Below are 24,727 nucleotides of genomic sequence, written 5' to 3'. Positions count from 1 at the left end.
ACCAGTGAAAGTTGTTTTTTGTGCTTACGACGGAAAAAACATCATTAACGGGATAAATACCTGGCTAATAAGGTTACTGCCTGATTTACTAAAAAACAATATTGAAGTAAGCGTAATTTTTATAGCCTGGGCGGCCGAGGGAGATTGTACTACAATTCCCCAGCTAAGGGCAAAAGGTATAAAATGTACAATAATACCCACCCCGCACTATACCGGGAAGCAGGTTAACTGGATACTGAAATATTTAAAGGCCGAAAACGCTGATGTATTTGTACCGGGAAACATGGTACCAGCCCTGCACGCCGCCAAATGGGCAAAAGAGGCCGACTTACCAACTATTGCAGTACTACACAATGACGATGCTGAATATGCCGCGATAATTGACCAGTTTGTTGCCGAAGGTAACCACACCAATGTCAGTGTAGTTGTAACGGTATCAGAAGCATTATACAAAAACGTAAAACAACGCAACCAGCACATCAAGCTATATAAAATACCATGTGGCGCCCCTGTACCTAAACAGAAGGCCTTATTAAAGCCGGGGGAAACATTTAATGTAGTGTACATTGGGAGGATAGTTAAGGACCAAAAAAGGATAGATGATATAACAACTTCTTTTTGCAGATGTGCGCAAAAGTTACCCGATGTTGCCTTTTATATTTATGGTTCCGGTCCTGACACTTTTTTGGTAAATAGTATTATTAACGCGTACAACAACCCCGAAAATGTTTTTTTTAAGGGAAGCATTTTACCAGATGATGTTCAACGGGTGCTGCTTTCCAGTCACGTCTTTGTATTGATGTCTGATTATGAAGGCATTCCTGTAGCTTTAATGGAAGCGATGGGCTGCGGTGTAGTACCGGTTTGCAAATCCATCAATTCGGGCGTCCCCGAATTGGTACACGATGGCATTACCGGCTTACTTACCAATGGTCCGGAAGGCCTGTTATCGAAAATTGAATACCTAAAGCACAATGCCGGTAAATGGGAAGAGATCTCTTTAAACTGTCAAAAATTGATAAATGACCAATTCTCTTCAGATAAAAACCTGGCCAGCTGGATTAAGTTGTTTAACGATTTAGCGGGTAGGCAAAAAAAAACAATCGCAATTCCATCCAGGCTCAACCTGCCACCGGCTCACCCCTACTTTGCAGGACTCGACAGAAGAGAGCCGCCAATGCTGGTTAAAGCTTACAAAAAATTAAAACGGATTTTGCACAATTAAACAGTGTATAGCTTATTAGTTCCATGTTATAATTCAGAAAAATTCATTGACGGCTTTTTAGCCAACATCAGTAATTTAAACAAAGCATTCGACGAGGTGTTGTTTTATGACGATGCAAGCACTGATAATACGGTTTCGATACTGCAGGCAAGGGGCTGCACGGTAATAAAGGGAGAAACCAACCGGGGGCCCGGTTTTGCACGGAATACACTTGCATCGGCGGCAAAAGGCGATTGGTTTCATTTTCACGATATTGATGATTTTTTAGATCCCGATTACCTGGTAAAGACTGTGGCCGTTGCGCAAACCGGCAATTACGATGTTATACTCTGTAATGTTGACTGGTACAGCACCGATCAAAAAAATATTTTGCTTAGCTGGAAATACTCGAACGAGCAAATAAATCAGTCCCCTGTTTCATATACCATCGGCCATCCTATCGGCGGCATTAATGGTTTGTACCGAAAAGAAAAATTTTCAGTGGCAGGCGGCTTTGATACCAGCTTACGTATTTGGGAAGATGCCGATCTTCATGTCAGGCTGGCTGGCGCAGGCGCAAGGTTTTATGTTATTGAGGAGGTACTTTCTATTTCTATCCGATATTCAAACTCTGCAAGCGCAGATCAAACATCTGGCTGGCTAACCAGGCTGACGCTTTTAAAAACATACCAGAAACATTATACTGATAAAAACGTTCTGCGCACGATAGGAAAACAAGCTCAACTGACGGCCAGTAAACTTATTCTTTCGCGCCGATATCCCGATGCCAAATCTGCCTTAAGGCTAAGTGAGCTATGCGGATTAAAGGTTCCGGATAGCAAAAGCCCGGTTTGGGGTGTGATAAACACTATATTGCCAGCATGGTTAAGGATCAACCTGCGGATGACTCAACTCAAAATTGCATTTAAAAACAGTGCCGATGACTAAACAACAACAATCGGGTTATGACCATAAATTGGAGGGATTGAGAGGATTATGCGCGTTGGTTGTCGCCATATCCCACTTCCTGACCTTCGATTTTTTTCATTCATTCCAAATTCCGCATTATGATTTTTTTGTGCACCTTGAGTTTGCGCATGAAGCGGTGCTCATATTTTTCGTGCTTTCGGGTTACGTAATCGGATTAAATCATATCTATACGCCCTTTAATAAAATAAATGTTATTGCTTATCTAAAAAAAAGGGCCGTCCGTTTATACCCTATATATATTTTAGCAATCATCATTTCGTTCCTGGTTTATAAAGGCGGAGCTTTTTCGGTACGGCAACTGTTAGGGCATCTTTTTTTTATGCAGGAGTTTTTTGTAAGCACCATTTCGTCAAATAGTGCTTTATGGTCTCTTAGCTATGAGGTAACGTTTTATATACTTTTTTTAGCTTTATGGAAGGCTGGCAGATACAACGTGCATTGGTGCTTAGCCATTAGTGTTTTATCAGTTGCATTTGTATTGAGCAATCGGGATGCTACAATTTTAAAATCACTGTTAGTTGGCGCAATCTTTTGGATGCTTGGCCTTTATATAGCCCAAACTAAAACTACAGTTATAGTCGCAACCAAAAAAAGGTGGCATTCATTGATCAGCTATTTCGCTCTTCTCCTGGCGATCCATAGTTTTGATACCCGCAATCTTATCCCTCACTTTGTACATTTAAAACTTGACTTTGCTTTTAAAGTTTCTTTTGGGGATTTGGTTTATTTGCCTGTCTGCTTCATTATAATTATGGAACTAACCAACAGGTCAGTAAAATATATGAATTGCATAAAGCTTTTGGCCTACTCCATTCCGGTATTCCACTTATTGTTATTACTTTACTTCAAACACCCTTTATTTTCGCAGATTAATTGGATTTATGGCATATTTTATTTTGCCCTTGCAATTATCACACTGCCCATCAATTTCAAAATTGACTTTTTAGGGCGGTTAAGTAAATTAGGGCGCATCTCATATGCCCTGTATGTTTTCCATTTCCCGGTGCTTTATTTTTTAAATAGCTGCCTTACAAAATATCTTTCGGGCGTTACTTTATTAATAGTTGGCCTATCGGCATCGGTGTTAATCGCCGGTGCCCTGTCAACAATTGCCGAACTCGTTATTCAACCCAGGATAAAAAAACAGCTCATTGGTAAAGGTTAACTTTGATGATACAATTAAAAAAAGCCAGCTTATAAAATGATCTCGAAACTTTTAAAAAAAATATGGATCAGATGCTTCACCGGCAACCCATATCAAATTAAAAGTTTTACAGACCTGTACCGCCCCAAAACCGGCGAAGCCATTGACCGTCCCGAATCGCTTACCGGCATTTTACTGCACGAAGCGGGCCAACCAATAGCTTACGATTTACCGCTTATAACTTACAACCAAACCGTCCCGAGGCAAACAGTTGGGAAAAAGCCAAGGTTTAAAACCAATGGTGTGTTTAAAGAGCCCCACAGGTACTTATATAGTGTATCAGAGGGTACAGTTTGGTGCGCTATCGGATTGGTATACGATAGCCAGCGGAGATGCTTTATTGATGAATCTGCCAAGGAATGGACGGTTGATTTAAGCGATTCTGCTTTAACCAATGTTGTCCATTTCCCGCAAAAAACGTACCTGGATGGCACCACACTCTCCTGCCTGACAAATGGTGCCGACGGTGGTTTTTATCATTTTTTATTTGAATCGATAGTTAAAATCCATTTTGCCATGCCACTAATGAGGCATGTTGACCATATATTGTTTAATGGACCGGCAACCGACTGGAAATTAAAGTGGCTTCAAAGGGCAAACGTCGATACCTCAAAAATAATCTGGGCCACTAACACCGCACATTACGAATGTGAGCAGCTGTTATTTACCGGCAGATTGGTTAACGATCAGCAGATAAACCCATGGAGCATTGACGCCTTAAAGGCCCTGTTCAATATCACTCCAACAGAACAACCCGCTCCATGCAAAATAATTTGGATCAGCCGTAAAGGGGCCGCTTCACGGGATATTGTTTGGGAACGCCCATTGCTGGAGCATTTCCCATCGATTGAAACCATCGACCTTTCGGGACTGAGCGCTATCGAAACTATCGAAAAGATGCAGTCGGCCACACACATTATTGCGCCCCATGGCGCAGGTTTAAGTAACATTTATCTATGTAACAAGGGTACACATATTTTGGAGTTATTCCCCGATGGGATGCTTTTTAAACCTTGTTTTTACAGGCTATCGTCAGTATGCCAACTGAAACATCATGTAGCCTGGCTCAATTTTGAAGATGAACACGACAGTAAGAAGGGCCTTGCCTTTTTGAAAACATTATTGAATGATTTTGTATGTCAAAACTAATAAGTAGCCTGTATGCCACGTTTTTTAGGTTATTAGGCATAACTATTCATCAACCTGTTATCATAAAACCAAATACCTTTTTGTCACGGGGTTTTTTGAACGGCAAAAAGGGTGAAATTACAATCGCGCCTCAATGCGAACTTTCGCGGGGCGTAATTATCAAGGCTTATGGAGGAACCGTCAACATACAAAAAAACACTTTTTTAGGCGAATACGTGTGTATCTACGGCCATGGCGGGGTCGACATAGGCGAAAATACATTGATTGCTATGCATACCTGTATTGTAAGCGCTAACCATACCATTCCCGATAAGGGCACGCTAATCCGCTCGCAGGGTGATATTTTGCTGCCGGTTAAAATTGGCAGCGACGTTTGGATAGGCGCCGGGGTTAAAGTTTTAGGCGGCGTTACCATTGGCGATGGCTGCGTTGTTGGCGCCGGTTCGGTGGTTACCAAAAACCTGCCGCCCTATGCTATAGCAATGGGTGTGCCCGCAAAAGTAGTTAACTACAGAAATGGCTGATATGCTAAGTGTTATCATCCCCACTTACAACCCTGATGCAAACAGGCTTGCTAAAACGTTAACCGGTTTACAAAAGCAAAGCCTTCCATTGCAGGCATGGGAATTAATAATAGTTGATAATAACTCCAACCAACCCATTAATGCAGACCTTGGATGGCAACCTAATCATAAAATTGTCAGGGAAACAGCGCAAGGGCTAACCTACGCCAGGCTAAAAGGCTTTAAAGAAGCCCAGGGGCAAGTTTTGATATTAGTTGATGATGACAACATACTCGAAGATAACTATCTGCAAAATGCATTAAAAGCATTCCTGGAACAACCTAAGCTTGGTGCTATAGGGGGCAAATCGCTTGCTGTATTTGAAGGCACACCACCGGCATGGCTACCGGAGTTCTATTCAAGCTTAGCTTTGCGCGACCTTGGCGATGAGATTTTAACTGCTTCATGGAATCATAAATACCCCGTTTGTGCACCCATTGGTGCAGGGATAGCTATCAGGAAAGTGGCGCTGAACACGTATATCAAAAAAATTGAAACACAAAAAAATGTTATTACCGATAGAAAGGGCGATTCCCTAAGTTCGGGTGGTGACAATGATATTGTTTTAGAAATACTGAAAGCAGGCTGGCATGTGGCCTATTTACCAGGCCTGGTATTACACCATATTATCCCGGCCCAAAGACTGGAAACCGGCTACATGGCGCGGTTAATCAATAACAGCAGCAACTCATGGGTGCGGCTGCTGCAAAGCCACGGGATAAACCCCTGGCCGCAAATTGCCGGTTGGACAGTATTTCCACGCAAGATAAAAGCATGGTTTACTTATAAAGCCTGGAAAAATAAGGTAAACTACATCAGGTGGCAGGGTGCCTGCGGCACTTTTGATGGCCTGGCCAAACAATGAAAATTTCTTTTATCTACTTAAATCGGCATTTTATAAGTGTTGCAGTCAGTAATTAATGTTTTATATCGTTACCCTAAGGCCCGGTTAAAACACTTTAACCGTTTTGGTGGATATTTTAATTACCGTAAAATGCTGCAGGGTCAAAAACTGATGCAGCATGCGGCCACTCATTTGCCGCCCGTTCAATCCGCGGCAGATGGCCTGGAGGTTTACTTTTTAACCGGGAAAAAGTACCTGTACCAAACACTGTTCTGCATACAGTCATTAATAAAGGTCAGCCAAACTCCTTTTAAATTTATATTGGTTGATGATGGTAGTTTTGACGAACAGCTAATTAAACAAATAAATACCCAATTACCCGGTGCCGGTATAGTGAGCAGGCAAATGATAGATCAAAACATTAATAAAATATTGCCCAAACACCAATACCCGGTTTTACACCATAAACGCCAGGTTTATCCGCATATTAAGAAACTGACAGATGTACATACCATCCCCGGTGAGGATTGGAAATTGGTTTTAGATTCGGATATGATGTTTTGGAACGATCCGTTGGCCATCGTTAATTGGCTAAAAGAACCCCAAAACCCTATATATATGCAGGATTGCCAGGAATCATATGGTTACAGCAGACAATTGATGGAGCAGCTTTGTAAAAACAAGATTCCGTCATTGTTAAATGTAGGCGCAATTGGCCTCAAAAGCAGTGCTGTAAATTGGGCCCATTTAGAAAGCTGGACAACAGGACTGGAGGAAAAGGAAGGCAGCTCGTATTACCTTGAACAAGCTTTAACGGCCATGTTATTAGCCAACGTAGAAGCAGTGGTTTTACCGGCAGACGAATATATTGTTAATCCTGATACGAACAGGATTAACAGTCATATTGGGACACTTCATCATTACGTAGATTTATCAAAAGAAGGATACTTTAAGAAAGCATGGAAAGCGATATAAATAAACATATCCAATCCTTATGGATAGGCGGCCAGTTATCAAAGGTTGAACAATTATGTATACAATCGTTTATTGATCATGGGCACAATTTTCATTTATATGCCTATGAAGAAATAACCAACGCACCTAAAGATACCATTATCCATAACGCAAGAAGTATTATTGGTGAAGAGGCTATTTTCAAATACAAAACCGGCTGGGGCGCTGGTTCTGTATCAGGCTTTGCCGATTTGTTCCGTTTGCTGATGGTTCAAAAAAACGGGGGATGGTGGGTTGACATGGATATCATTTGCCTCAAAAAATTCGACTTTGAAGCCGATACCGTTTTTTGTTCGAGCTATGAAGGTGAATATGACCAACTGGTAAACAACTGCGTTTTTAAAGCACCAAAGGATAGCGATTTTGTACAATACTGCCTTGACCAAATTGCCCTGATTGATCTCAAAACCATGTCTTTCGGTTTAGCTGGTCCGTTTTTATTTCAAAAAGCGGTAAAAGAACTGGAGTTAGAAAAACTTGTACTGCCATATCGTTATTTTAACCCTATTGCCTGGAAAAATGTAAGTGAATTGATTTTGGGGAAAATGAGCACAAGCAGTAAAGTAAAAGAAGTGTTAAGGCCTCTGTTAAAGCCTGATACCATGCCCGGCAGAAAAATAGGCCCGGAATCGTACACTGTACATTTTTGGAACGAAATATGGAATACCGGCAAACTTGATAAAAATGGCCAATACGATAAGGGTTCATTGTTCGAGAAGCTAAAGCGTAAACACGGTATCAAATAAAATGTCTGTTTCCGCTCCTTTAGTTTCTGTGTGCATCCCGGTTTATAATGGTGAAAACTATATCATTGATACGATTAATGCGGTAGTTAATCAAACCTACAAAAACATCGAGATAATAGTAGTTGATGATGGCTCTACAGATAGCACCAAAAGTTTATTAAAAAGCCTGCAGCATCAAAATATCAGCATTTATTATCAGCAAAACCGTGGTGCTGCCGCTGCCCGTAATTTGGCTTACAACAAATCAAACGGGCAGTATATCAAATTTTTAGATGGCGACGATATCATCAATCCTCAAATGATTGAAAGCCAAGTTAAGCTGGCCGTTGAAAACCCGGATTGTATTATTTCGGCAAAATGGGGGAGGTTTTACGATAACAGCCTGGATACTTTTAAGCTGAGCCCCGAAGATTGCTGGCAAACACTGCCTGCATATGATTGGATTTGCTCATCATGGAAAAACGGCCACTCCATGACACAATCGGGCATTTTTTTATTGCCCAGGCAAATCATTGAAAACGCCGGCCTTTGGGACGAGCAGCTTACCTTAATTGACGACCTTGATTTTTTTACCCGGGTTATATTAAAGTGCAAATTGGTAGTGTTCGACCCCAATTCTATATTATACTACCGGTCGGGCAATAGCGGCAGTTTATCCGACCGTAAACAGCAGGAGGCCATGCAATCGGCGTTTACCGCTATTGATAAAGCCACAAAAAATCTGCTGGCAGTAAGGTCAGGTGCCGAGGCAAAACTGGCATGCGCCAACACCTGGCAGCATTATGTATACATTGCTTATCCCAAACATTCCAGCCTGGCAAACGAAGCGCAAAAACGCGTATTCGAGCTTGGCGGTTCTACATTAAAATTCATGGCAGGGGGCATAACCAAAATAATTGCCGGTTTAATTGGCTGGAAGGCTACAAAACGAGTTAAACATCTATTTAATATCCCTTAATTGAGGATCCTCCTTTCATTCTTACAGGATAACGGCCACCAGCCACATGCCATACCGGCGTACCGCTTTTGGACATACTATATCAAAAACGGGATAGAAGAAGCCGGGATGCAATGGACTGAAGTACCAAACCTTGACTGGGCTGCCGGCCTTGTACCTTATGAAAATGACCCGGCCCTGCAACAATGGCAACAGCAGGCATGGGAAAAAACGATAAACCACATTAAAGCAAACCGCGCGCAAATAGATATTTTTTTGTGTTATTTATATCCCAAACAAATTGATACCGGGGCAATAAAACAAATTAAAGCGATGGGAATACCATGCGTTAATTTTTATTGCGATAATGTGCGCTCGTTTACTAAACTGCCACTCCAGTTTAAGGTATTCGACCTGGTGTGGGTGCCTGAATTTGAAGCCCTGCACCTTTATCAAACCGCCCGGGTTCCGCACGTTAATTTGCCCATGCCCATGTGGGTTGATCCTAAATACCGCCATTTTAATGAGCAGGAAACTGACATCATCTCTTTCATCGGATCAAGAGATGATTTACGCGCGCAGCTTTTGGCAGATGCGATTACCAGGGGCCTCCCAATACAAATAAGGGGAAATGGCTGGAATGATACAAACGAGCCTGCAGCACAGCAACTGTCGCCAAAACCCTCATCCAAAATTAAAAATCAATTCAACCTGCTGCGTAATGCAGGGATCAAGGTGTTTGTAGCGTATCATTTTCAACGCAATAAAAAAGTAATACCTGCGAACATACCTGTTGAAAACATATTTGAAAAACCTGGTTTCGACGAATACATCCGCCTTAGCCGTGAAAGCCTAGTAACACTTGGCATCAACCGGGTGCCAACATTCAATACGCTTGGCAAAGATATCATAACCTATAGCCGGCTTCGTGACCTGGAAGCGCCTATGCTGGGTGCCTGTTATCTGACGGAATATACTGCCGGCTTATCCCAGTTATATGAGTTGGGCACCGATATGGAAACCTATACCAATGCCGATGAACTGGTTTACAAATGCCGGGAACTTATTGCTTCAAAAAACAAGCGCAAAGAACTGAGAATGAAAGGGCAGCAACGCGCGCTTAACTCCCATTCCATTCCGCAATCATTACAACTCATAAAAACCAGGCTGTTTAGCTAAACAATTAAAGCATTTGCAAAAAAAAATCTGCATCATCACACAATCGCACCTTTGCCGAAACCCCAGGGTTTTAAAAGAGGCAACCACTTTGGCTACTGCAGGTTATGATGTTCATATTTTAACAGGCATTATTTCGGAAGACCTTTACCGGCAAGACCTGTTAGCTATAGGCTCCTTTGCTAACATTAAGTTACAGTTAATCTCAAATGTTTCTGCATCAACCCTTAATTCATTTACTGATAAGCTCCTGAGTAAAATTGGCCGCGTGCTTGTGCGTAACTTTAAAATAGAAAACAGCCTGGCACTTGGTTATGGCGCTATGCGCTATTATAATAAAGCTAAGGCTGCAAAAGCAAATTTATACATCTGCCACCAGGAGCTGGCTACGTACATAGGTACCAGGTTGTTAAATGAAGGTTACAAAGTGGCGTTTGATTTTGAAGACTGGTACTCGGAGGACTTGCTGCCCGAAGCACGCGCCGAAAGGCCCATCAGCTTACTCCAGCGGATAGAGGCTATAGCTTTAAATAAAGGCTCCTGTTGCATTACAACCTCAAATGCCCTGGCTAACCAATTATCGAAGGTGTATTTATGCCCGCAACCAAAAGTCATTTATAATGTTTTTCCGTCACCTGGATTCATTCATAATAAAATAAAAAAATTTAGCACGCCACTCAAATTATTCTGGTTTTCACAAACCATTGGCCCTGGCCGGGGGCTTGAACAATTTATAAACGTATTGAGCACGTTGAAAACAGGCATTGAACTACACTTGCTGGGCAATATAACTACAGACTATCGCGAAATACTCACCACCCTAATGCCCACTCAGTACGGGCTATATTTCCATCCCCTTGTTGATGAAAATCAGCTGGCCGCAAAAATAGCCGGTTTTGATATTGGCCTGGCATTGGAACTGGATACCCCCCCAAGCCGTAATTATACCATTACCAATAAATTTTTCCAGTATATCCAATCGGGACTGCCTGTTATCGCCAGTGAAACAGAAGGCCAGGATGAAGCCTTTGATAAATTTAAACCGGGTTTCAAATTAGCGCAACAGCCATCGGCACAGCAAATAAACGAGTTGGATAGGTGGCTTAGCAATCCCGTCGAACTACAATTAGCCCAACAACAAGCCATTGAGGCAGCTGCGTTTTACAATTGGGAAAACGAGTCGAAAAAATTGCTTCAATTAGTAAACAACGCCCTTGGAGAATAAGGTAAGCCTACAAATAAACCTGGCGCCCGGCGATTATCCGCATGCCAGGTATATCCTTAAACATCAGTTAGCTATTTTAAGTACGCAGGTAGATGAGATTATATTAACGGTTGATACCCGGCCAAGCAAAGGCCGCTTTGCCGAGGGATGGGAGGAAAACAAAGAGTTGCTAAACCAATTCCTGTCAACAGAAATTGAAACCAAGTATAACGTTAAAGTTATCCCGGTTGATTATTCTGTAGTAACCAAACAAAAAGTTGCAGGCTACTTCTTCGGTAAAAAGGATATGCCCGAAAAAGACTTCAGGGGCGGTCCTTTTTATGCTTATTTTTTCGGAATCTATTCGGCTGCCAATAACCTCGTTTTCCATTTAGATTCCGATATATTTTTAGGTGGCGGAAATGGCGGATGGGTTGCCGAAGCCGCACATTTTTTTGAAACAGATCCCGCCTGCTTTGTTATGGCACCTTTGCCTGGCCCGCCCAATAGTATGGATACTTTAACCGGGCAACAGGTGGTTAATAAAATTGCCCCTTACGCCTGGCAACTGGCAGGCATGAGCACAAGGATTTTCATGATTAATAAAAGCTGGTTTAAAACCGATAAGTTAATACTAGCCAAACCGCCGGTACGAGGGCAGATAAAAGCCATAATTGAAGGTAACTCCAACGCCGATTTGCCCGAACACCTGATCTCTGCCTATATCACCGGCCATCATTTAAAACGGATTGATTTTTTAGGCAGCGGCAAAGGATTATGGTCGTTACATCCACCCTATCGTACCAAGGCTTTTTATGATGGGCTGCCGCAACTGATTAAAATCATAGCGACAAATAACCTGCCCGAAAAGCAGCAGGGTTTTTACGATATTATTGATGAGGTTTGTGATTGGTCGGCAGCGCGCGAAAAAATCAGCAACAATCGCTGGTGGAAAAGACTGATAAAATAATCCTGTGAAGAAACTGCTCATCATATCACCCTACTTCCCGCCCGTAAACGGGGCCGATATGCAGCGCATCCGCATGAGCCTGCCCTATTTTGCGGCCAATGGCTGGGAAGCCGAAGTAATAATGGTGGATGAACAATATGCCGACCTACCTACCGATTACCTGCTATTACAAAGTATTCCCGAGCAGATCAGGATCTATAAAGTTAAAGCGTTAAAAAAAAGCATTACATCTAAACTGGGTTTGGGCAGTATTGCTTTACGCTCACTGTGGTTTTACAGGCAAAAAATAAAGGAGCTTTTAAAAACACAATCCTACGATCTGATATATTTTTCGACCACCCAATTCCCGGTTTGCATTTTAGGTGCCTATTTTAAAAAACGATATGGTATCGCTTACGTAATTGACATGCAGGATCCCTGGTTTTCTGATTATTACGAGGATAAGCCCAAAGCGCAAAGACCACCCAAATACTGGTTCTCTTATCGCCTCAACAAATACCTGGAACCCATTGCTATGAACAGTGTAGATGGCATCATCAGTGTATCTGATAATTACATCAGCGATCTTAAAAACCGTTATCCTTTAATTAAACACATCCCATCAGCAACTATAACCTTCGGGGCATTTAAGCCGGATATGCAGATAGCCGAACAGAACAAGAATGCCTTCCCCAATCTGCTCGACTCAAATTACACCAACGTAGTGTACATAGGCCGTGGCGGTGCCGACATGCACCCGGCGATTACTCCACTGTTTAAAGCCCTTAAAGCAGTGTTGGATAATGGCAACGAGACTTTAAAATCATTGCGATTTTATTTTATAGGTACAAGTTACGCCCCCAACGGGCAAGGCAAGCCAAGCATTTCACCGCTTGCCCGGCAACTGGGCGTTGCTGAAAGCGTAATTGAAATTACCGACAGGATAAGCTACTATCATACATTAATAACCCTGCAACAGGCCGATGCATTATTTATTCCGGGCTCGGATGATCCTAAATACACGGCTTCAAAAATTTATCCGTATTTACTTACCCCCAAGCCACTATTAGCTATATTTAACAAGGCAAGCTCGGTAATAAACATTATGAAGGAATATGGCGTTAAACAGGTATATGATTATGAAACTGTTACCGAGGCCAACATCAGCGCTTTTTTTTCTTCCCTTATCAACGGCAGCCCGGAACCGCCCCAATATCATGCCGGGGCCGTAGATAAATATTCGGCAAGGCAAATGACTATAAACCAATGCAAACTTTTTGACAGCGCTACCGGTGGGAAAAATTAAAAGAACATTCGGTTTTATATTAAACCATCCTTTAGGTAAAAGGCATCCGCTTAAAGCCTTCATCCGTTTTTTAACCTGGCAGGCTCAAAGCAGTATGCAACCGGCTAAGTTTATAGTGAAACCCTATATTGCCGGTATCAATTTTTATGCGCGCAAGGGCCTTACAGGTATTACAGGCAATATTTATACGGGCTTGCATGAGTTTGATGACATGGCGTTTCTGTTGCATTTTTTACAACCCGGCGATGTTTTTTTTGACATAGGTGCCAACGTTGGATCGTACACCCTATTGGCTTCAGGAGTATGTAACGCCAAAACTTTTGCCATCGAGGCATCGGCAAATACTGCGGCCATAACTACAAAAAACATTAGCCTGAATAAACTGGAGAGTAAGGTTACTTTAATAAACGCGGCCGCAGGCGCCAAGGAAGGCATATTAACTTTTTCAAAAAACGAAGACACCACCAACCACATTATCAGTGCCAGTGAAAGCCAGGCAACGGATGTAGAAACGGTAAATGTGATCAGCGTTGATTCTATCAGCCTTAATGATAAACCAGCCCTCATAAAAATTGATGTGGAGGGCTTTGAAACCGAAGTATTGAAAGGGATGAATGACACCCTAAAGCCGCCCACACTCAAAGCAATCATTATTGAATTGAATGGTAGTGGTTTGCGCTATGGCTTTAATGAAGATGATATACACAAAGCACTTTTGTCAGTAGGTTTTAAGCCATACCAATATGATCCTTTTAAACGGGAACTAAATTTGATGGATTCATTTGGCAGTTATAATACCATTTATTGCCGCGATGTGGAGTTTATAAAAACACGTATAAAAGCGTCGAAAGGATTTAAAATCATGGGCGAGGCTATTTAAAATGCGTTTGGCAATCATTACTACTCATCCCATCCAGTACTACGCCCCTGTATTTAAATTACTGGCAGATAAAATTGATGTTAAAGTATTTTATACCTGGGGTAATGAGGCGCAGGAAAAATTTGATCCAGGCTTTGGCAAAACCATCTCATGGGATATCCCATTGCTGGATGGTTATTGTTACGAGTGGATAAAAAACACATCCACCCAACCGGGTTCCCATAATTTTAAAGGCATTGTAAATCCGGGTCTTATCAATCAAATAAAATCATGGCAAGCCGATGCGGTTTTGGTTTACGGTTGGGCATATGATAGCCATTTAAAGGTTATCAGGCATTTTAAAAATAAAATACCGGTTTACTTTCGTGGCGACTCAACGCTGCTGGATGTTAAACCGGGCGCTAAACAATTATTGCGGACTATTTTTTTAAGATGGATTTATGGCCACGTTGATCATGCGTTTTATGTGGGCAGCAATAATGACGCTTACTTTAAAAAATACGGATTGAAAGATAAACAGCTCACTTTTGCGCCGCACGCTATAGATAACGACAGGTTTGCTGCCGAAAAAGGTGAGGAAGCTTTCAAAATCAGGTCGAATTTAGGCATCAAGCCGGGTGACATTTTAATATTGTTTGCCGGTAAATTCGAAGAAAAGAAATCGCCAGATTTATTACTAAATGCTTTTTTAACTTTGGACGTGCCAAACACTCATTTATTATTTGTTGGTAACGGTATTTTGGAAGAGACGTTAAAAACAAATGCCTGCAGAAACAGCAATGTTCATTTTTTAAGTTTTCAAAATCAATTGGCAATGCCGGCTACTTACCAGGCCTGCAACCTGTTTTGCCTGCCCTCACAAGGTCCTGGCGAAACATGGGGGCTTGCAGTAAATGAGGCCATGGCAGCTGGTAAACCAGTATTAGTATCAAACAAATGCGGTTGCGCTACCGACCTGGTAAACCCGGGCGTTACTGGCGAAATATTTGAAGCCGGTAACGCATCATCACTTAAAAAAAAGCTGCATTCGCTCATCGGGGAAAAAAATGGGCTAACAATTTTGGGTAGCAATGCCGAAGCTAAAATAGCAGGCTGGACCTTTAGTAAACAGGCCGATGCCATGTTAAACGTAATTAATAACAGCCATGCAAACTAAACAGGCCCCGATGGAACGCATTATTATGTTATATGTCCCCTGGGCATTGGCTGCTTTGTTAAGCAGCGATGCCCAGCTGTCATATATCATAGCCTGGCTTGGATCATTCCTAATATTTTTTTTAACACTAACGGGGTGGGTTAAGCCTATACCTAATGACATGAGCGTAGCCGAACAATTGATGCGCCCGATTTTTTTGGTACAGATCATTTTTGCAGGCTACATGGCATGTACCTCCATATTTTACTTTTTGGATGTATTGGGCTATCAAAACTTTGAAAAAGTGAGCACCACCTTGGTTGATCAGAACCGCTTGCAGTATACCGCGCAATGTCAGCGCTATTATTGTTTAGGGCATGCTGCTTTCGTATCGGGTATTTTGATTTTTATGGATTATAGTACCAAATCAAAATACTACATCGCCAAAGATAAGCTGGCTAATTTACTGATGATGTTTGCCGTTGTCAGTTTCCCTGCATCAATATTTTTCATTCGCATTCCGGGCTTATCGCAGTTTGCCAACCAGTTTAGTTCGTTGAGTTTTATAGCCGGCACCCTGGCGCTCGCTTTTGCTATCCCTCAAAAAAAAATCGGCAATACCCTTATTTGCCTGGCCTTTTATTTTTTTAACTTTTACACCGCCTTAACTTCGGGATTTAAGGAGCCTATTATTATTAGCGTACTGGTTTTGGGGGTTTTCCTGTATCCCAATTACAAAAAAATGGTGGCAGGCATATTTATACCTGCGTTGCTTATTTTATTTATGTTTTTGCCTACCTATAACCGAATTTTCAGGCAAAACGCGTGGTCGGGCGATGCCTCGGCAGATGAGGCCACCCAATTGGCACTTGATGCCGCGTTGAATAGCGATTCGGGCGATGAAGATGATTCAAACTGGGGCTTTATGGTTTACAGATTAAGCGAAATTGATATGTTCATCAAATTCACCCAGTCAACGCCCAAGACTGTTGATTTTTACCGCACAAAATTGCTTGCCCAATCGGGTATGGCTATCATTCCGCGCATTTTCTGGCCCGGTAAACCAAGCACCGAAGATTTGATTATGGAGCGGGTGTATGATGCCGGAGTAGTTAACAGGGCCTCGTCGGTATCAGCAAAGCCCGCTTTTATAGTAGATGCCTACCTTACACTTGGTGGTTGGGGAGTTTTTGTCATGATGCTTATTTACGGGGCCGTTGCACAAATTATCTCGGTAAAAGCCGAAAAACTTTTTGGTGGATATATTTTAGGAACCGCGCTTGTATTTAGCGGCTTGTTCCAGATCATGTGGCGCGGCCTTAGTTTTGAGTTCCTCATCAATACGGTATTCTGGAGCTATATCAGTATGCTGGCTATCCATAAAATACTTACGGCATCTAACATTTTAAAAGAAGTTTGAGGATTTTACAAATTTCGGCATCATACAAACCTGCTTACGTTTATGGCGGGCCAACTATGTCGGTAGCGATGCTAAGCGAACAGTTGGCAAATGCAGGTTGCGACGTGTGCGTATTTGCAACAACAGCCAACGGCGTTTCCGAACTTGATGTAACCCCTAACCAAACGGTAATGGTTGATGGTGTAAACGTTACTTATTTTAAGCGCATCACTAAAGACCATAGCCATTTATCGCCTGCCTTGTTAAAAGCCGTTTGGAAAAACGCTAAAACTTATGATGCCGTACATATCCACGCATGGTGGAATTTGGTTTCGGTAATATCCTGCCTTATAGCGGTAATACGTGGGGTACCGGTGGTGGTATCGGCCAGGGGTACTTTAAGCCCCTACTCTTTTCAAAATAAAAACCGGGCAATCAAATCACTCATTCATAATCTATTGAGCAAACCCATACTGAAACGCTGCCATATCCATGCCACTTCGCAGCGGGAGAGTGATGCTGTCAACAGTATTATCAGCCCAAAAAGTTCGGTTATCATACCTAATTTTGTAAAACTGCCGGTTTATCATCCATCGGTACAAAACGCAACAACAGCTTCAATTAAGCTCATATTCTTTTCCAGGATAGAAGAAAAAAAAGGCCTGGATATATTGATCGATGCACTGTCTTTAGTCAAAGCCGCCTTCCATCTTACCATTGCAGGCAGTGGCAGCGAAGCCTATGTTGATAGCCTGAAACAGTTAGCTGCCGATATAAGCGTTAGCGATAAAATAACCTGGACGGGCTTTATAAATGAGGACAAGTTTGAGTTATTACAAAAACATGATCTTTTTGTACTGCCATCCTATGATGAAAACTTTGGCAACGCCGTAATTGAAAGCTTAAGTGTTGGCACGCCGGTACTCATTAGCCGCGAAGTGGGCCTTGCTGATTATGTTAATAAAAATAAGCTTGGCTGGCTGTGCGAAACAAGCGCGATATCTGTCGCCGGAATGATTGACCAAATAGTGGCCCAGCCCCATGAACTGGAACGCATCAGGCAACAAGCACCCGATATTATTTATACCGATTTTAACGCGGGTAGCATAGTTGAAAAATATATAGGTTTGTATACTAAAATTAGCACACAGCATTGAACCCGGCATATTCATTTATCATCATTACCCATAATGAAGCGCAGCACCTGCCCCGTTTGCTGGATTCCGTCGGCGGGCTTGATGCGCCTGTTTTTATTTTAGATTCGTGCAGCGATGATGATACTGTAGCCATAGCCAAAAAAGCTGGAGCAACTGTTTTGCAGCACGCCTTTGAAAATCATCCTAAACAATGGGACTTCGCCCTTAAAAACTTCGATATCAAAACTCCCTGGATTATTTGTTTAGATGCCGACCAGGTTGTTACCCCGGAACTGAAAGAAAAACTGGCGAATTTCAGAGACCAGGATTACCAGGGCGTTAACGGCATTTACTTTAACCGGAAGAATTTTTTTAAAGGCAGCTGGATAAAACATGGCGGGTATTATCCCTTTTACCTGCTTAAAATGATCCGCTTTGGTGTCGGCTACTCGGATCTGAATGAAAATATGGACCACAGGTTCATCGTACCTGACAAAACCGAAGTATGGAAAGACGGGCATATCCTGGAAGAAAACCTGAAAGAGAACCACATCAGTTTCTGGATAGCCAAACATAACCGGTACAGCGATTTACTGGCGCAGGAGGAGGTAGAACGTATGCAAAAAACGCGGCAGCAAACCCTTAAACCATCAATATTTGGCTCGCCGGACGAGCGTACCGCCTGGCTTAAGCAGTTGTGGTGGCAATTGCCCCGCTATGTAAGGCCAATGCTTTACTTTACCTATCGTATGATATTCCAATTGGGTATATTAGATGGACGTACAGGCGTAATTTTTCATTTTTTACAAGGTTTCTGGTTCAGGCTGATTGTAGATGTTAAAATTGATGAAATCCTGAGAAACGGGCAACAAGGCAGGGCAGCAACAACAGGCCATATCTCGCCAGTGAAATTTATCTTCAGGTTTCTTGCGTTGTTTTTGATATTCTATTACTTTAACATTTTGTTTTTTGGGATAACCAATCCGGGCAAACATTACTACCCGTTTTTGGCTAATCACTTAAATTACATACGGGGCCTCCGTTGGTTATTGCTGAGTATCAGCGCCCAGGTACTTAACTGGTTTGGTTTTTCGGCTATTCATAATGGCACCGAATTGCTGGTGGCAGGCAAAGGGGCTATAGTGCTGGTATACTCCTGCCTCGGGCTTGGGCTGATGAGTTTTTTTGCGGCATTTGTTATTGCCTATCCTACAAAAACAAAGCAAAAAGTTATCTTTTTAGTCACCGGGATTTTAGCCATCCAGCTTTTAAACATTTTGCGTTTTGTGCTGTTGGCATTATTCTGGAATAAAAATTCAAGCCGGATTGTTGACCATCATACGGTATTTAATATCATTTTATACATCATTATAATGGCAAGCCTGTATTTTTGGGTTAAACAAGGCGACAATCACTTAAACAAACATGCACAAAACCAACCTGTCAACTTATAACAACCACCCTTTTCACCCGGGTGGCAATGCGTTAAAAAGGCTGTTATGGTTTTATGTGAATGCCGTTTTCTTTAAAACCAGCTTTATACCATCAAGTGGTTTTAAAGTATTTTTATTGCGGCTATTTGGCGCCAGGATAGGCAAAAAAGTAACTATAAAGCCTTGCGTAAATATCAAGTACCCCTGGTTTTTGCAAATTGGCGACCATACCTGGGTTGGCGAAAACGTTTGGATAGATAGCCTTGTAATGATTACCATTGGCGCCAACGTATGCTTATCACAGGGGGCAATATTGCTAACCGGCAGCCATAACTATAAAACAGCATCGTTTAACCTGATAACCAAAAGCGTTGTTTTGGAGGATGGGGTTTGGATAGGCGCCGGCGCTATGGTAAACCTGGGTATAACTGCCGGAAGCCATGCTATGCTTACCGCCGGCTCAATAGCCACAAAAAACATGGAATCTTACAGCATTTACCAGGGTAACCCGGCAGTAAAAATCCGCGACCGCGAAATTAGCCTGTAAAAAACAACCACTATATATGATCGCACAGCAATCTCAAACGCATAAAATTATACTGATAGCATTAAGCTTGTTTGTGCTCATTTTAGGAATAATGATATTTATAGCCCCGGCAGCCATTTTTCCGGATCCGGCCTGGGGTTTACAGGTTATGCATAAAATGCAGGCAGGCGGGGCTTTTAATATTACAAACAAGCCAGACCGTACTGATATCGGCAAAAACTATAGCGAGTTTTTATCATGGTGGTCGCCGGGGCAATATCTGGCTCCGTACTTTTTTAAATCATTGCCAGGTGTTAACGATGGGGGCGCAGCGGCCATTACTACTGCTGTATGCGGTTTGTTAGGCATAGCCGGGCTGTATGCCTTTTTTAAAAAGGTAGGCTTTACAAAGCTTTTAGCTGCCGTGAGCGTGCTGATTATAGTTATTCAGCAGGCTTTTTTTGTACCTTATGTATTTTATAATGGTGGCGAGGTTTTACTTTTCGGCTTCCTGGGCTGGTTTTTGTATGGTTGTGTTAGCTTCGACAACGCCAACTGGAAGCTTGCCTTATTTTTGCTGCTATCCGGCTGGATAGGGTTCTTCTGTAAATCATCTTTTTTGTGGATGTACGGCGCCGGGTGTATCTACCTGTGGATCAGCCTTTCTAAAAATAAAACAGCAGTGCTTGATTGGATTAAAAATGGCATCTGGATTGGTATTCCCGCCGCGCTATCATTTGCTGTAATTTATTTTCAATATATGTCAAAAGGGGCAAACCCGGCCGGCATATCATTTGGGTTTAAATTTAGCTGGGAAGCATTAAGTTTTCCTTTAGCTTCGCCGATATTGACGGGCTTTTCTTTAGATGATATATTAAATGGCCTCATAACGCATAGCAATACACCCATACTTAATCCGTTGTGGTCGTTAGTGGTTTTGATATTGGCCGCGGTATTAAGCGTAATTTTAGTAATACGTATTGTTAGGGTTGTTCCTGATAAAAACTATACGCTGCTGCTTGCCGTTTTTTATTCGGTATCAATATTGTTTTTTGGGTATAGCTTTTTAAAGCAGGCCAATATCTCTTACGAGGGAAGGCATTTGCGGATCATAGGCTTGCTGATAACGCCGGGCATTGTTTACCTGGTAAGTTTAAGTAAGCTGCCTGTTAAAATTGGTTTTGGTTTGGTGTGCCTGTTTATTACTGCTTTAAGTATCAGGTATTTTGCCCCCAGCTATTATCAAAATTCAACCAAAAATGCCAGGGGAACATCTGGTATAGCGCAGCTGTTTATTGATCAACAATCGTTAGACCAGATTATGGAACTCGACCGGAAAAACACCGATGCTATCTTTGTATTTATCAGCCCCGACCTGGGCCTGGAGATAAACCATAACCGCTACGTAATATTAGACCCCATTGGCCCCGATGTAAAAATTGCGTTTGATGACTATGTACATTATGGCCATGCCGGTCCCATCTTTATCATGCTCCCGGCAAGTTACATGGGACCAAAATCAAACATCATACGCAAATGTTTCCCGGGTTATAAGGGTTTTCGTATGGACATGCTGAGTGACAAATATGTACTGTATTCAGCTAAATGAGCTGAAGGCGTAAAGCTGAAAGCCTAAAGTTTTTAGTTGGGTGTACAACTTATTGCGGAAACCAGCTTTCTGATTTGGGACCTAAACTCTCTGCTTTTAAACGCTCGCTTTATTAATCTCGGCCCAAAGCAAATCTTTCAATCCGGTAAGATTTTTTTGGGCTACCGACGAGATGAAAATCGAAGGCACTCCTTCCGGCAGCTCCCTCTTCATTTCGGCCTGAAGTTCGTCATCCAGTAAATCCATTTTTGTTACAGCTAAAACGCGGGGCTTGTGCATCAGTTCGGCATTGTATTCCTGCAGCTCGTTTAGTAATATTTCATACTCTTCCTTGATGGTGCGCGGCGTATCAGCGGGTACCATAAACAACAGTACCGAGTTGCGCTCGATATGCCTCAGGAACCTAAAGCCTAAACCCTTGCCCTGCGATGCACCCTCAATAATGCCCGGTATATCGGCCATTACAAATGAGCGGTTATCACGATACGATACGATGCCCAGGTTGGGTACCAGGGTTGTAAAAGCGTAATCGGCAATTTCGGGCTTGGCGGCGGATACTACCGAAAGCAGGGTTGATTTTCCCGCATTGGGGAATCCTACCAAACCAACATCAGCCAGGATCTTTAGTTCCAGTATATTCCAGTCTTCCTTACCATCTTCGCCGGGTTGGGCAAAGCGGGGGGTTTGCTGGGTTGGGGTTTTAAAGTGCCAGTTGCCAAGGCCGCCACGGCCGCCAGGGGTTAAAATCCGGGTTTCGCCGTCCTGGGTTATCTCGAAGATCACTTCGCCGGTTTCGGCATTTTTAACTGTAGTACCCAAAGGTACCTCCAAAATCTCGTCTCTTCCGGTTTTGCCGCTGCGTAATGAGCTGCCGCCCGAATCACCGTCGCCGGCAATAACGTGTTTGCGGTATTTAAGGTGCAGCATGGTCCATAGCTGGGCATTACCTTTAACAATAACATGGCCGCCACGACCGCCATCGCCACCATCGGGGCCACCCTTTGAAGTTAATATATCACGGTGTAAATGCGCAGAGCCCGCCCCTCCGTGGCCACTGCGGCAACAGATTTTCACATAATCAACAAAATTGGAACCTTGCGACATAATTTTTTCTTTTTTTGGAGACCGAAAGTCCGAAAGTCAGTAAAGTCCGAAAGTTTAAGAGTTTTAACTTCCTAACTTTCGGACTTTACCGATTTCCTCTCTTCCCGACTTTATCCTTCCTAACTTCCGGACTTTACTGACTTCCCGTCTTCCGGACTTTAAATATTAATCTTTTAACCAGGCTTCAATAATGGCATGTATCTGGCCAAAAATCTCATCTACCGAGCCTATGCCATTAATACTTTTAAATTTACCCTGGTTTTTATAAAAACCGGCCACAGGAGCCGTTTTATCATTGTATTCATGGATGCGTTTGCTAATCACTTCCGGATTAGCATCATCGGGCCTGCCCGAATCTTTACCACGAAGCAATAGGCGACGCAATAATTCATCATCATCAACCTCAAGCGCTATCATGCCGGTTATAGCCGACTGTTTGCTGGTTAGCAGGCTATCCAGCGCTTCTGCCTGTGCAACCGTGCGGGGGAAACCATCAAAAATGAAACCCTTGCCATCTTTATTACTGTCCAGCTTATTGCTGATCATGCCAATTACAACCGCATCTGGAACCAATTTACCATCGTCCATCAGCTTCTTGGCCTCTAACCCAAGTGTTGTTCCTTGCGCAATTTCGCCACGTAAAAGATCGCCGGTTGATAAATGGATCAATCCATATTGTTCAATAAGCTTTTGTGACTGAGTCCCTTTCCCGGCTCCGGGAGGACCAAACAATACCAGGTTTAGCATGCTCGTTATAAATTAAAAGCCTTTCGGTACTACACAGAAAGGCTTAGGATTAACTTTGTACCCGTATGGACAAAACCATTTAAAGGCATATTTTATGTGCACTCGAAGGGAGTCGAACCCCTAACCTTCTGATCCGTAGTCAGACGCTCTATCCAATTGAGCTACGAGTGCTTTTCGAAACGGAATGCAAAGATAGAATTTCTTTTTAATCTCTCATACTTTTTTTCAAAAAACCCATAAACCGCAGTATTGCATAGTCTTACTTTGCTTCATAATTAGTTATTTGTTTTTATATCTTTAATTTTTTAACCGGATAATAACCAACGTGAAGTTTAACAATAGCGCCAGCCTTTTCTCCGAAATAAAGTCGGTGCCTGCTATTTTAGATCAAAAAAAATATCCGTCGCTTGATGGGTTAAGGGCCGTTTCAATCATCATGGTGCTTATCCATCATTTCATCCTCAACTACAACCCTTATTTTCAAAGCCTTGTATTTATCGGCCCCCTGGGTGTTGATGTGTTTTTTGTGATCAGCGGTTTTTTAATCACCACTTTATGCATTAAGGAGAAAATCACAACCGGCGATTTATCGCTCAAAAACTTCTACATCCGCCGCGCGTTAAGAATCCTCCCGGTGGCTTACCTGTACATAGTGGTGATTGCCATACTTAATTATTTTTTTAAATTGCAGGTAGGTGCGTTAAGCTTTATTTCATCGGCGCTGTTCATCGCCAACCTTTCCTATTTCAGAAGGTTACAGTTCGACTGGAGCCTGGCCCATTACTGGTCGCTATCGGTCGAAGAGCAGTTTTATTTGTTATTTCCGGTATTTATCAAAAAGAAATTCCAGCTATACGTAAGCATTCTATTAGTGATCATTCTGTTGGTACCGACACTGGTTTACCTACAAACCATCGTAAGCTTTTTAAATAACGGCGTGCTCTCCGCTGCTTTACGTTACCTGGTTAAATTCCAGGGCATCGCTGTGGGTTGCCTGTTCTCGGTTTTGTTATTTAAAGGTTATTTAAACTTTGGCAAATTGAGCCTGGCGGCTACGCTGGTATCCGTTTTTATGATATTTTACCTAAAGTTCGATGCCTTTTTTACGCTGCAATCCTGCTTTATCAATTTGTTCATATCTATTTTTGTCGGCATTATCATTGTCAATAACATCAGCCCTAAAACTAATTTGATCTATAAATTTTTGAACTTAAAGGAGTTGAGCTTTATAGGCGTCCTATCGTACAGTATCTATATCTGGCAGCAACTATTCCTATCTAACGATACCCGGTTCCCGCTTACCAAATATCCCATCAACCTGCTGTTCCTGGCGCTGGTGCCATTGTTATCGTATTTTTATTACGAGAAGTTTTTCTTAAAGCTGAAGAAACATTTTGCCAAAAACAAAAAGGCATAAAAAAAACCTGCCAGGCATTTCTGCTTAACAGGCTCGGTGTGCTATAGTATACAAA

At 42.4% G+C, this 24,727-nt stretch carries 23 protein-coding genes and 1 tRNA gene; 21 read left to right on the top strand and 3 right to left on the bottom strand.

Going from position 1 to position 24,727, the window contains the following annotated elements:
- Nucleotides 1-4: 4 nt before the first annotated feature.
- Genes BMX56_RS21270 through BMX56_RS21175 form a run of 20 tightly spaced genes read left to right on the top strand, consistent with a single transcriptional unit; the run spans nt 5 to nt 21,404 of the window.
- Nucleotides 5-1,225, top strand: coding sequence for a glycosyltransferase family 4 protein (locus BMX56_RS21270; RefSeq protein ID WP_090651703.1), 1,221 nt, complete (start codon nt 5-7; stop codon nt 1,223-1,225).
- A gap of 3 nt (nt 1,226-1,228) precedes the next feature.
- The gene (locus BMX56_RS21265; RefSeq protein ID WP_090651702.1) at nt 1,229-2,152 is read left to right on the top strand and encodes a glycosyltransferase family 2 protein; all 924 of its coding nucleotides are present in this window, start codon (nt 1,229-1,231) and stop codon (nt 2,150-2,152) included.
- Nucleotides 2,145-3,359 (top strand): acyltransferase family protein, encoded by a 1,215-nt coding sequence (locus tag BMX56_RS21260; protein WP_090651701.1) that lies wholly within the window; start codon nt 2,145-2,147, stop codon nt 3,357-3,359. The genes BMX56_RS21265 and BMX56_RS21260 overlap by 8 nt, the downstream gene beginning before the upstream one ends.
- Before the next feature lie 36 nt (nt 3,360-3,395).
- Complete coding sequence (locus tag BMX56_RS21255) at nt 3,396-4,547, top strand: glycosyltransferase family 61 protein (protein ID WP_090651700.1); 1,152 nt, start codon at nt 3,396-3,398, stop codon at nt 4,545-4,547.
- Nucleotides 4,535-5,071, top strand: coding sequence for an acyltransferase (locus BMX56_RS30625; protein WP_090651699.1), 537 nt, complete (start codon nt 4,535-4,537; stop codon nt 5,069-5,071). The genes BMX56_RS21255 and BMX56_RS30625 overlap by 13 nt, the downstream gene beginning before the upstream one ends.
- Nucleotides 5,064-5,975, top strand: a complete 912-nt coding sequence (locus tag BMX56_RS21245; protein ID WP_090651698.1) for a glycosyltransferase — start codon at nt 5,064-5,066, stop codon at nt 5,973-5,975. The genes BMX56_RS30625 and BMX56_RS21245 overlap by 8 nt, the downstream gene beginning before the upstream one ends.
- A gap of 36 nt (nt 5,976-6,011) precedes the next feature.
- On the top strand, nt 6,012-6,929 hold the full coding sequence (locus BMX56_RS21240) for a hypothetical protein (protein ID WP_090651697.1): 918 nt from the start codon (nt 6,012-6,014) through the stop codon (nt 6,927-6,929).
- Nucleotides 6,914-7,714 carry a glycosyltransferase gene (locus tag BMX56_RS21235; RefSeq protein WP_090651696.1) on the top strand — a complete coding sequence of 267 codons (801 nt, stop codon included), beginning with the start codon at nt 6,914-6,916 and terminating at the stop codon, nt 7,712-7,714. The genes BMX56_RS21240 and BMX56_RS21235 overlap by 16 nt, the downstream gene beginning before the upstream one ends.
- A gap of 1 nt (nt 7,715) precedes the next feature.
- Nucleotides 7,716-8,672 carry a glycosyltransferase family 2 protein gene (locus BMX56_RS21230; RefSeq protein ID WP_090651695.1) on the top strand — a complete coding sequence of 319 codons (957 nt, stop codon included), beginning with the start codon at nt 7,716-7,718 and terminating at the stop codon, nt 8,670-8,672.
- Entirely contained in the window at nt 8,673-9,830 is a 1,158-nt protein-coding gene (locus BMX56_RS21225) for a glycosyltransferase family protein (protein WP_090651694.1), read from the top strand.
- Nucleotides 9,831-9,843: 13 nt separating this feature from the next.
- Entirely contained in the window at nt 9,844-11,052 is a 1,209-nt protein-coding gene (locus BMX56_RS21220) for a glycosyltransferase family protein (protein ID WP_090651693.1), read from the top strand.
- Nucleotides 11,042-12,001 (top strand): hypothetical protein, encoded by a 960-nt coding sequence (locus tag BMX56_RS21215; RefSeq protein WP_090651692.1) that lies wholly within the window; start codon nt 11,042-11,044, stop codon nt 11,999-12,001. The genes BMX56_RS21220 and BMX56_RS21215 overlap by 11 nt, the downstream gene beginning before the upstream one ends.
- 4 nt (nt 12,002-12,005) lie before the next feature.
- A complete protein-coding gene (locus BMX56_RS21210) occupies nt 12,006-13,286 on the top strand; it encodes a glycosyltransferase family protein (protein WP_255369886.1) in 1,281 nt (426 codons plus the stop codon).
- The gene (locus tag BMX56_RS21205; RefSeq protein WP_090651691.1) at nt 13,273-14,166 is read left to right on the top strand and encodes an FkbM family methyltransferase; all 894 of its coding nucleotides are present in this window, start codon (nt 13,273-13,275) and stop codon (nt 14,164-14,166) included. Before BMX56_RS21210 ends, BMX56_RS21205 begins: the two co-directional genes overlap by 14 nt.
- Nucleotide 14,167: 1 nt before the next feature.
- Nucleotides 14,168-15,322, top strand: a complete 1,155-nt coding sequence (locus BMX56_RS21200; RefSeq protein ID WP_090651690.1) for a glycosyltransferase family 4 protein — start codon at nt 14,168-14,170, stop codon at nt 15,320-15,322.
- Entirely contained in the window at nt 15,312-16,721 is a 1,410-nt protein-coding gene (locus BMX56_RS21195; protein WP_255369885.1) for an exosortase Y-associated Wzy-like protein, read from the top strand. The genes BMX56_RS21200 and BMX56_RS21195 overlap by 11 nt, the downstream gene beginning before the upstream one ends.
- A complete protein-coding gene (locus BMX56_RS21190) occupies nt 16,718-17,857 on the top strand; it encodes an XrtY-associated glycosyltransferase XYAG1 (protein ID WP_090651689.1) in 1,140 nt (379 codons plus the stop codon). Before BMX56_RS21195 ends, BMX56_RS21190 begins: the two co-directional genes overlap by 4 nt.
- Complete coding sequence (xrtY, locus tag BMX56_RS21185) at nt 17,854-19,290, top strand: exosortase Y (protein WP_090651688.1); 1,437 nt, start codon at nt 17,854-17,856, stop codon at nt 19,288-19,290. The genes BMX56_RS21190 and xrtY overlap by 4 nt, the downstream gene beginning before the upstream one ends.
- Entirely contained in the window at nt 19,262-19,816 is a 555-nt protein-coding gene (locus BMX56_RS21180) for a putative colanic acid biosynthesis acetyltransferase (protein WP_090651687.1), read from the top strand. The genes xrtY and BMX56_RS21180 overlap by 29 nt, the downstream gene beginning before the upstream one ends.
- Before the next feature lie 16 nt (nt 19,817-19,832).
- Complete coding sequence (locus BMX56_RS21175) at nt 19,833-21,404, top strand: hypothetical protein (RefSeq protein ID WP_090651686.1); 1,572 nt, start codon at nt 19,833-19,835, stop codon at nt 21,402-21,404.
- 96 nt (nt 21,405-21,500) lie between these two features.
- On the opposite strand, the gene obgE is transcribed toward BMX56_RS21175, so the two are convergent.
- The 3 genes from obgE to BMX56_RS21160 form a co-directional block, all read right to left on the bottom strand.
- Nucleotides 21,501-22,508 carry a GTPase ObgE gene (gene obgE / locus BMX56_RS21170; protein WP_090651685.1) on the bottom strand — a complete coding sequence of 336 codons (1,008 nt, stop codon included), beginning with the start codon at nt 22,506-22,508 and terminating at the stop codon, nt 21,501-21,503.
- 165 nt (nt 22,509-22,673) lie between these two features.
- Complete coding sequence (locus BMX56_RS21165) at nt 22,674-23,255, bottom strand: adenylate kinase (protein WP_090651684.1); 582 nt, start codon at nt 23,253-23,255, stop codon at nt 22,674-22,676.
- Nucleotides 23,256-23,352: 97 nt separating this feature from the next.
- Nucleotides 23,353-23,426, bottom strand: a tRNA-Arg gene (locus BMX56_RS21160).
- A gap of 154 nt (nt 23,427-23,580) precedes the next feature.
- Here BMX56_RS21160 and BMX56_RS21155 point away from each other — a divergent pair.
- Complete coding sequence (locus BMX56_RS21155) at nt 23,581-24,672, top strand: acyltransferase family protein (RefSeq protein WP_090651683.1); 1,092 nt, start codon at nt 23,581-23,583, stop codon at nt 24,670-24,672.
- Nucleotides 24,673-24,727 lie beyond the last annotated feature (55 nt).

The organism is Mucilaginibacter sp. OK283 (genome assembly GCF_900110415.1).
Lineage (GTDB): Bacteria > Bacteroidota > Bacteroidia > Sphingobacteriales > Sphingobacteriaceae > Mucilaginibacter.
Note: the sequence above shows the minus strand (reverse complement) of the source record. Positions and strands in the feature narration are given on the sequence as shown.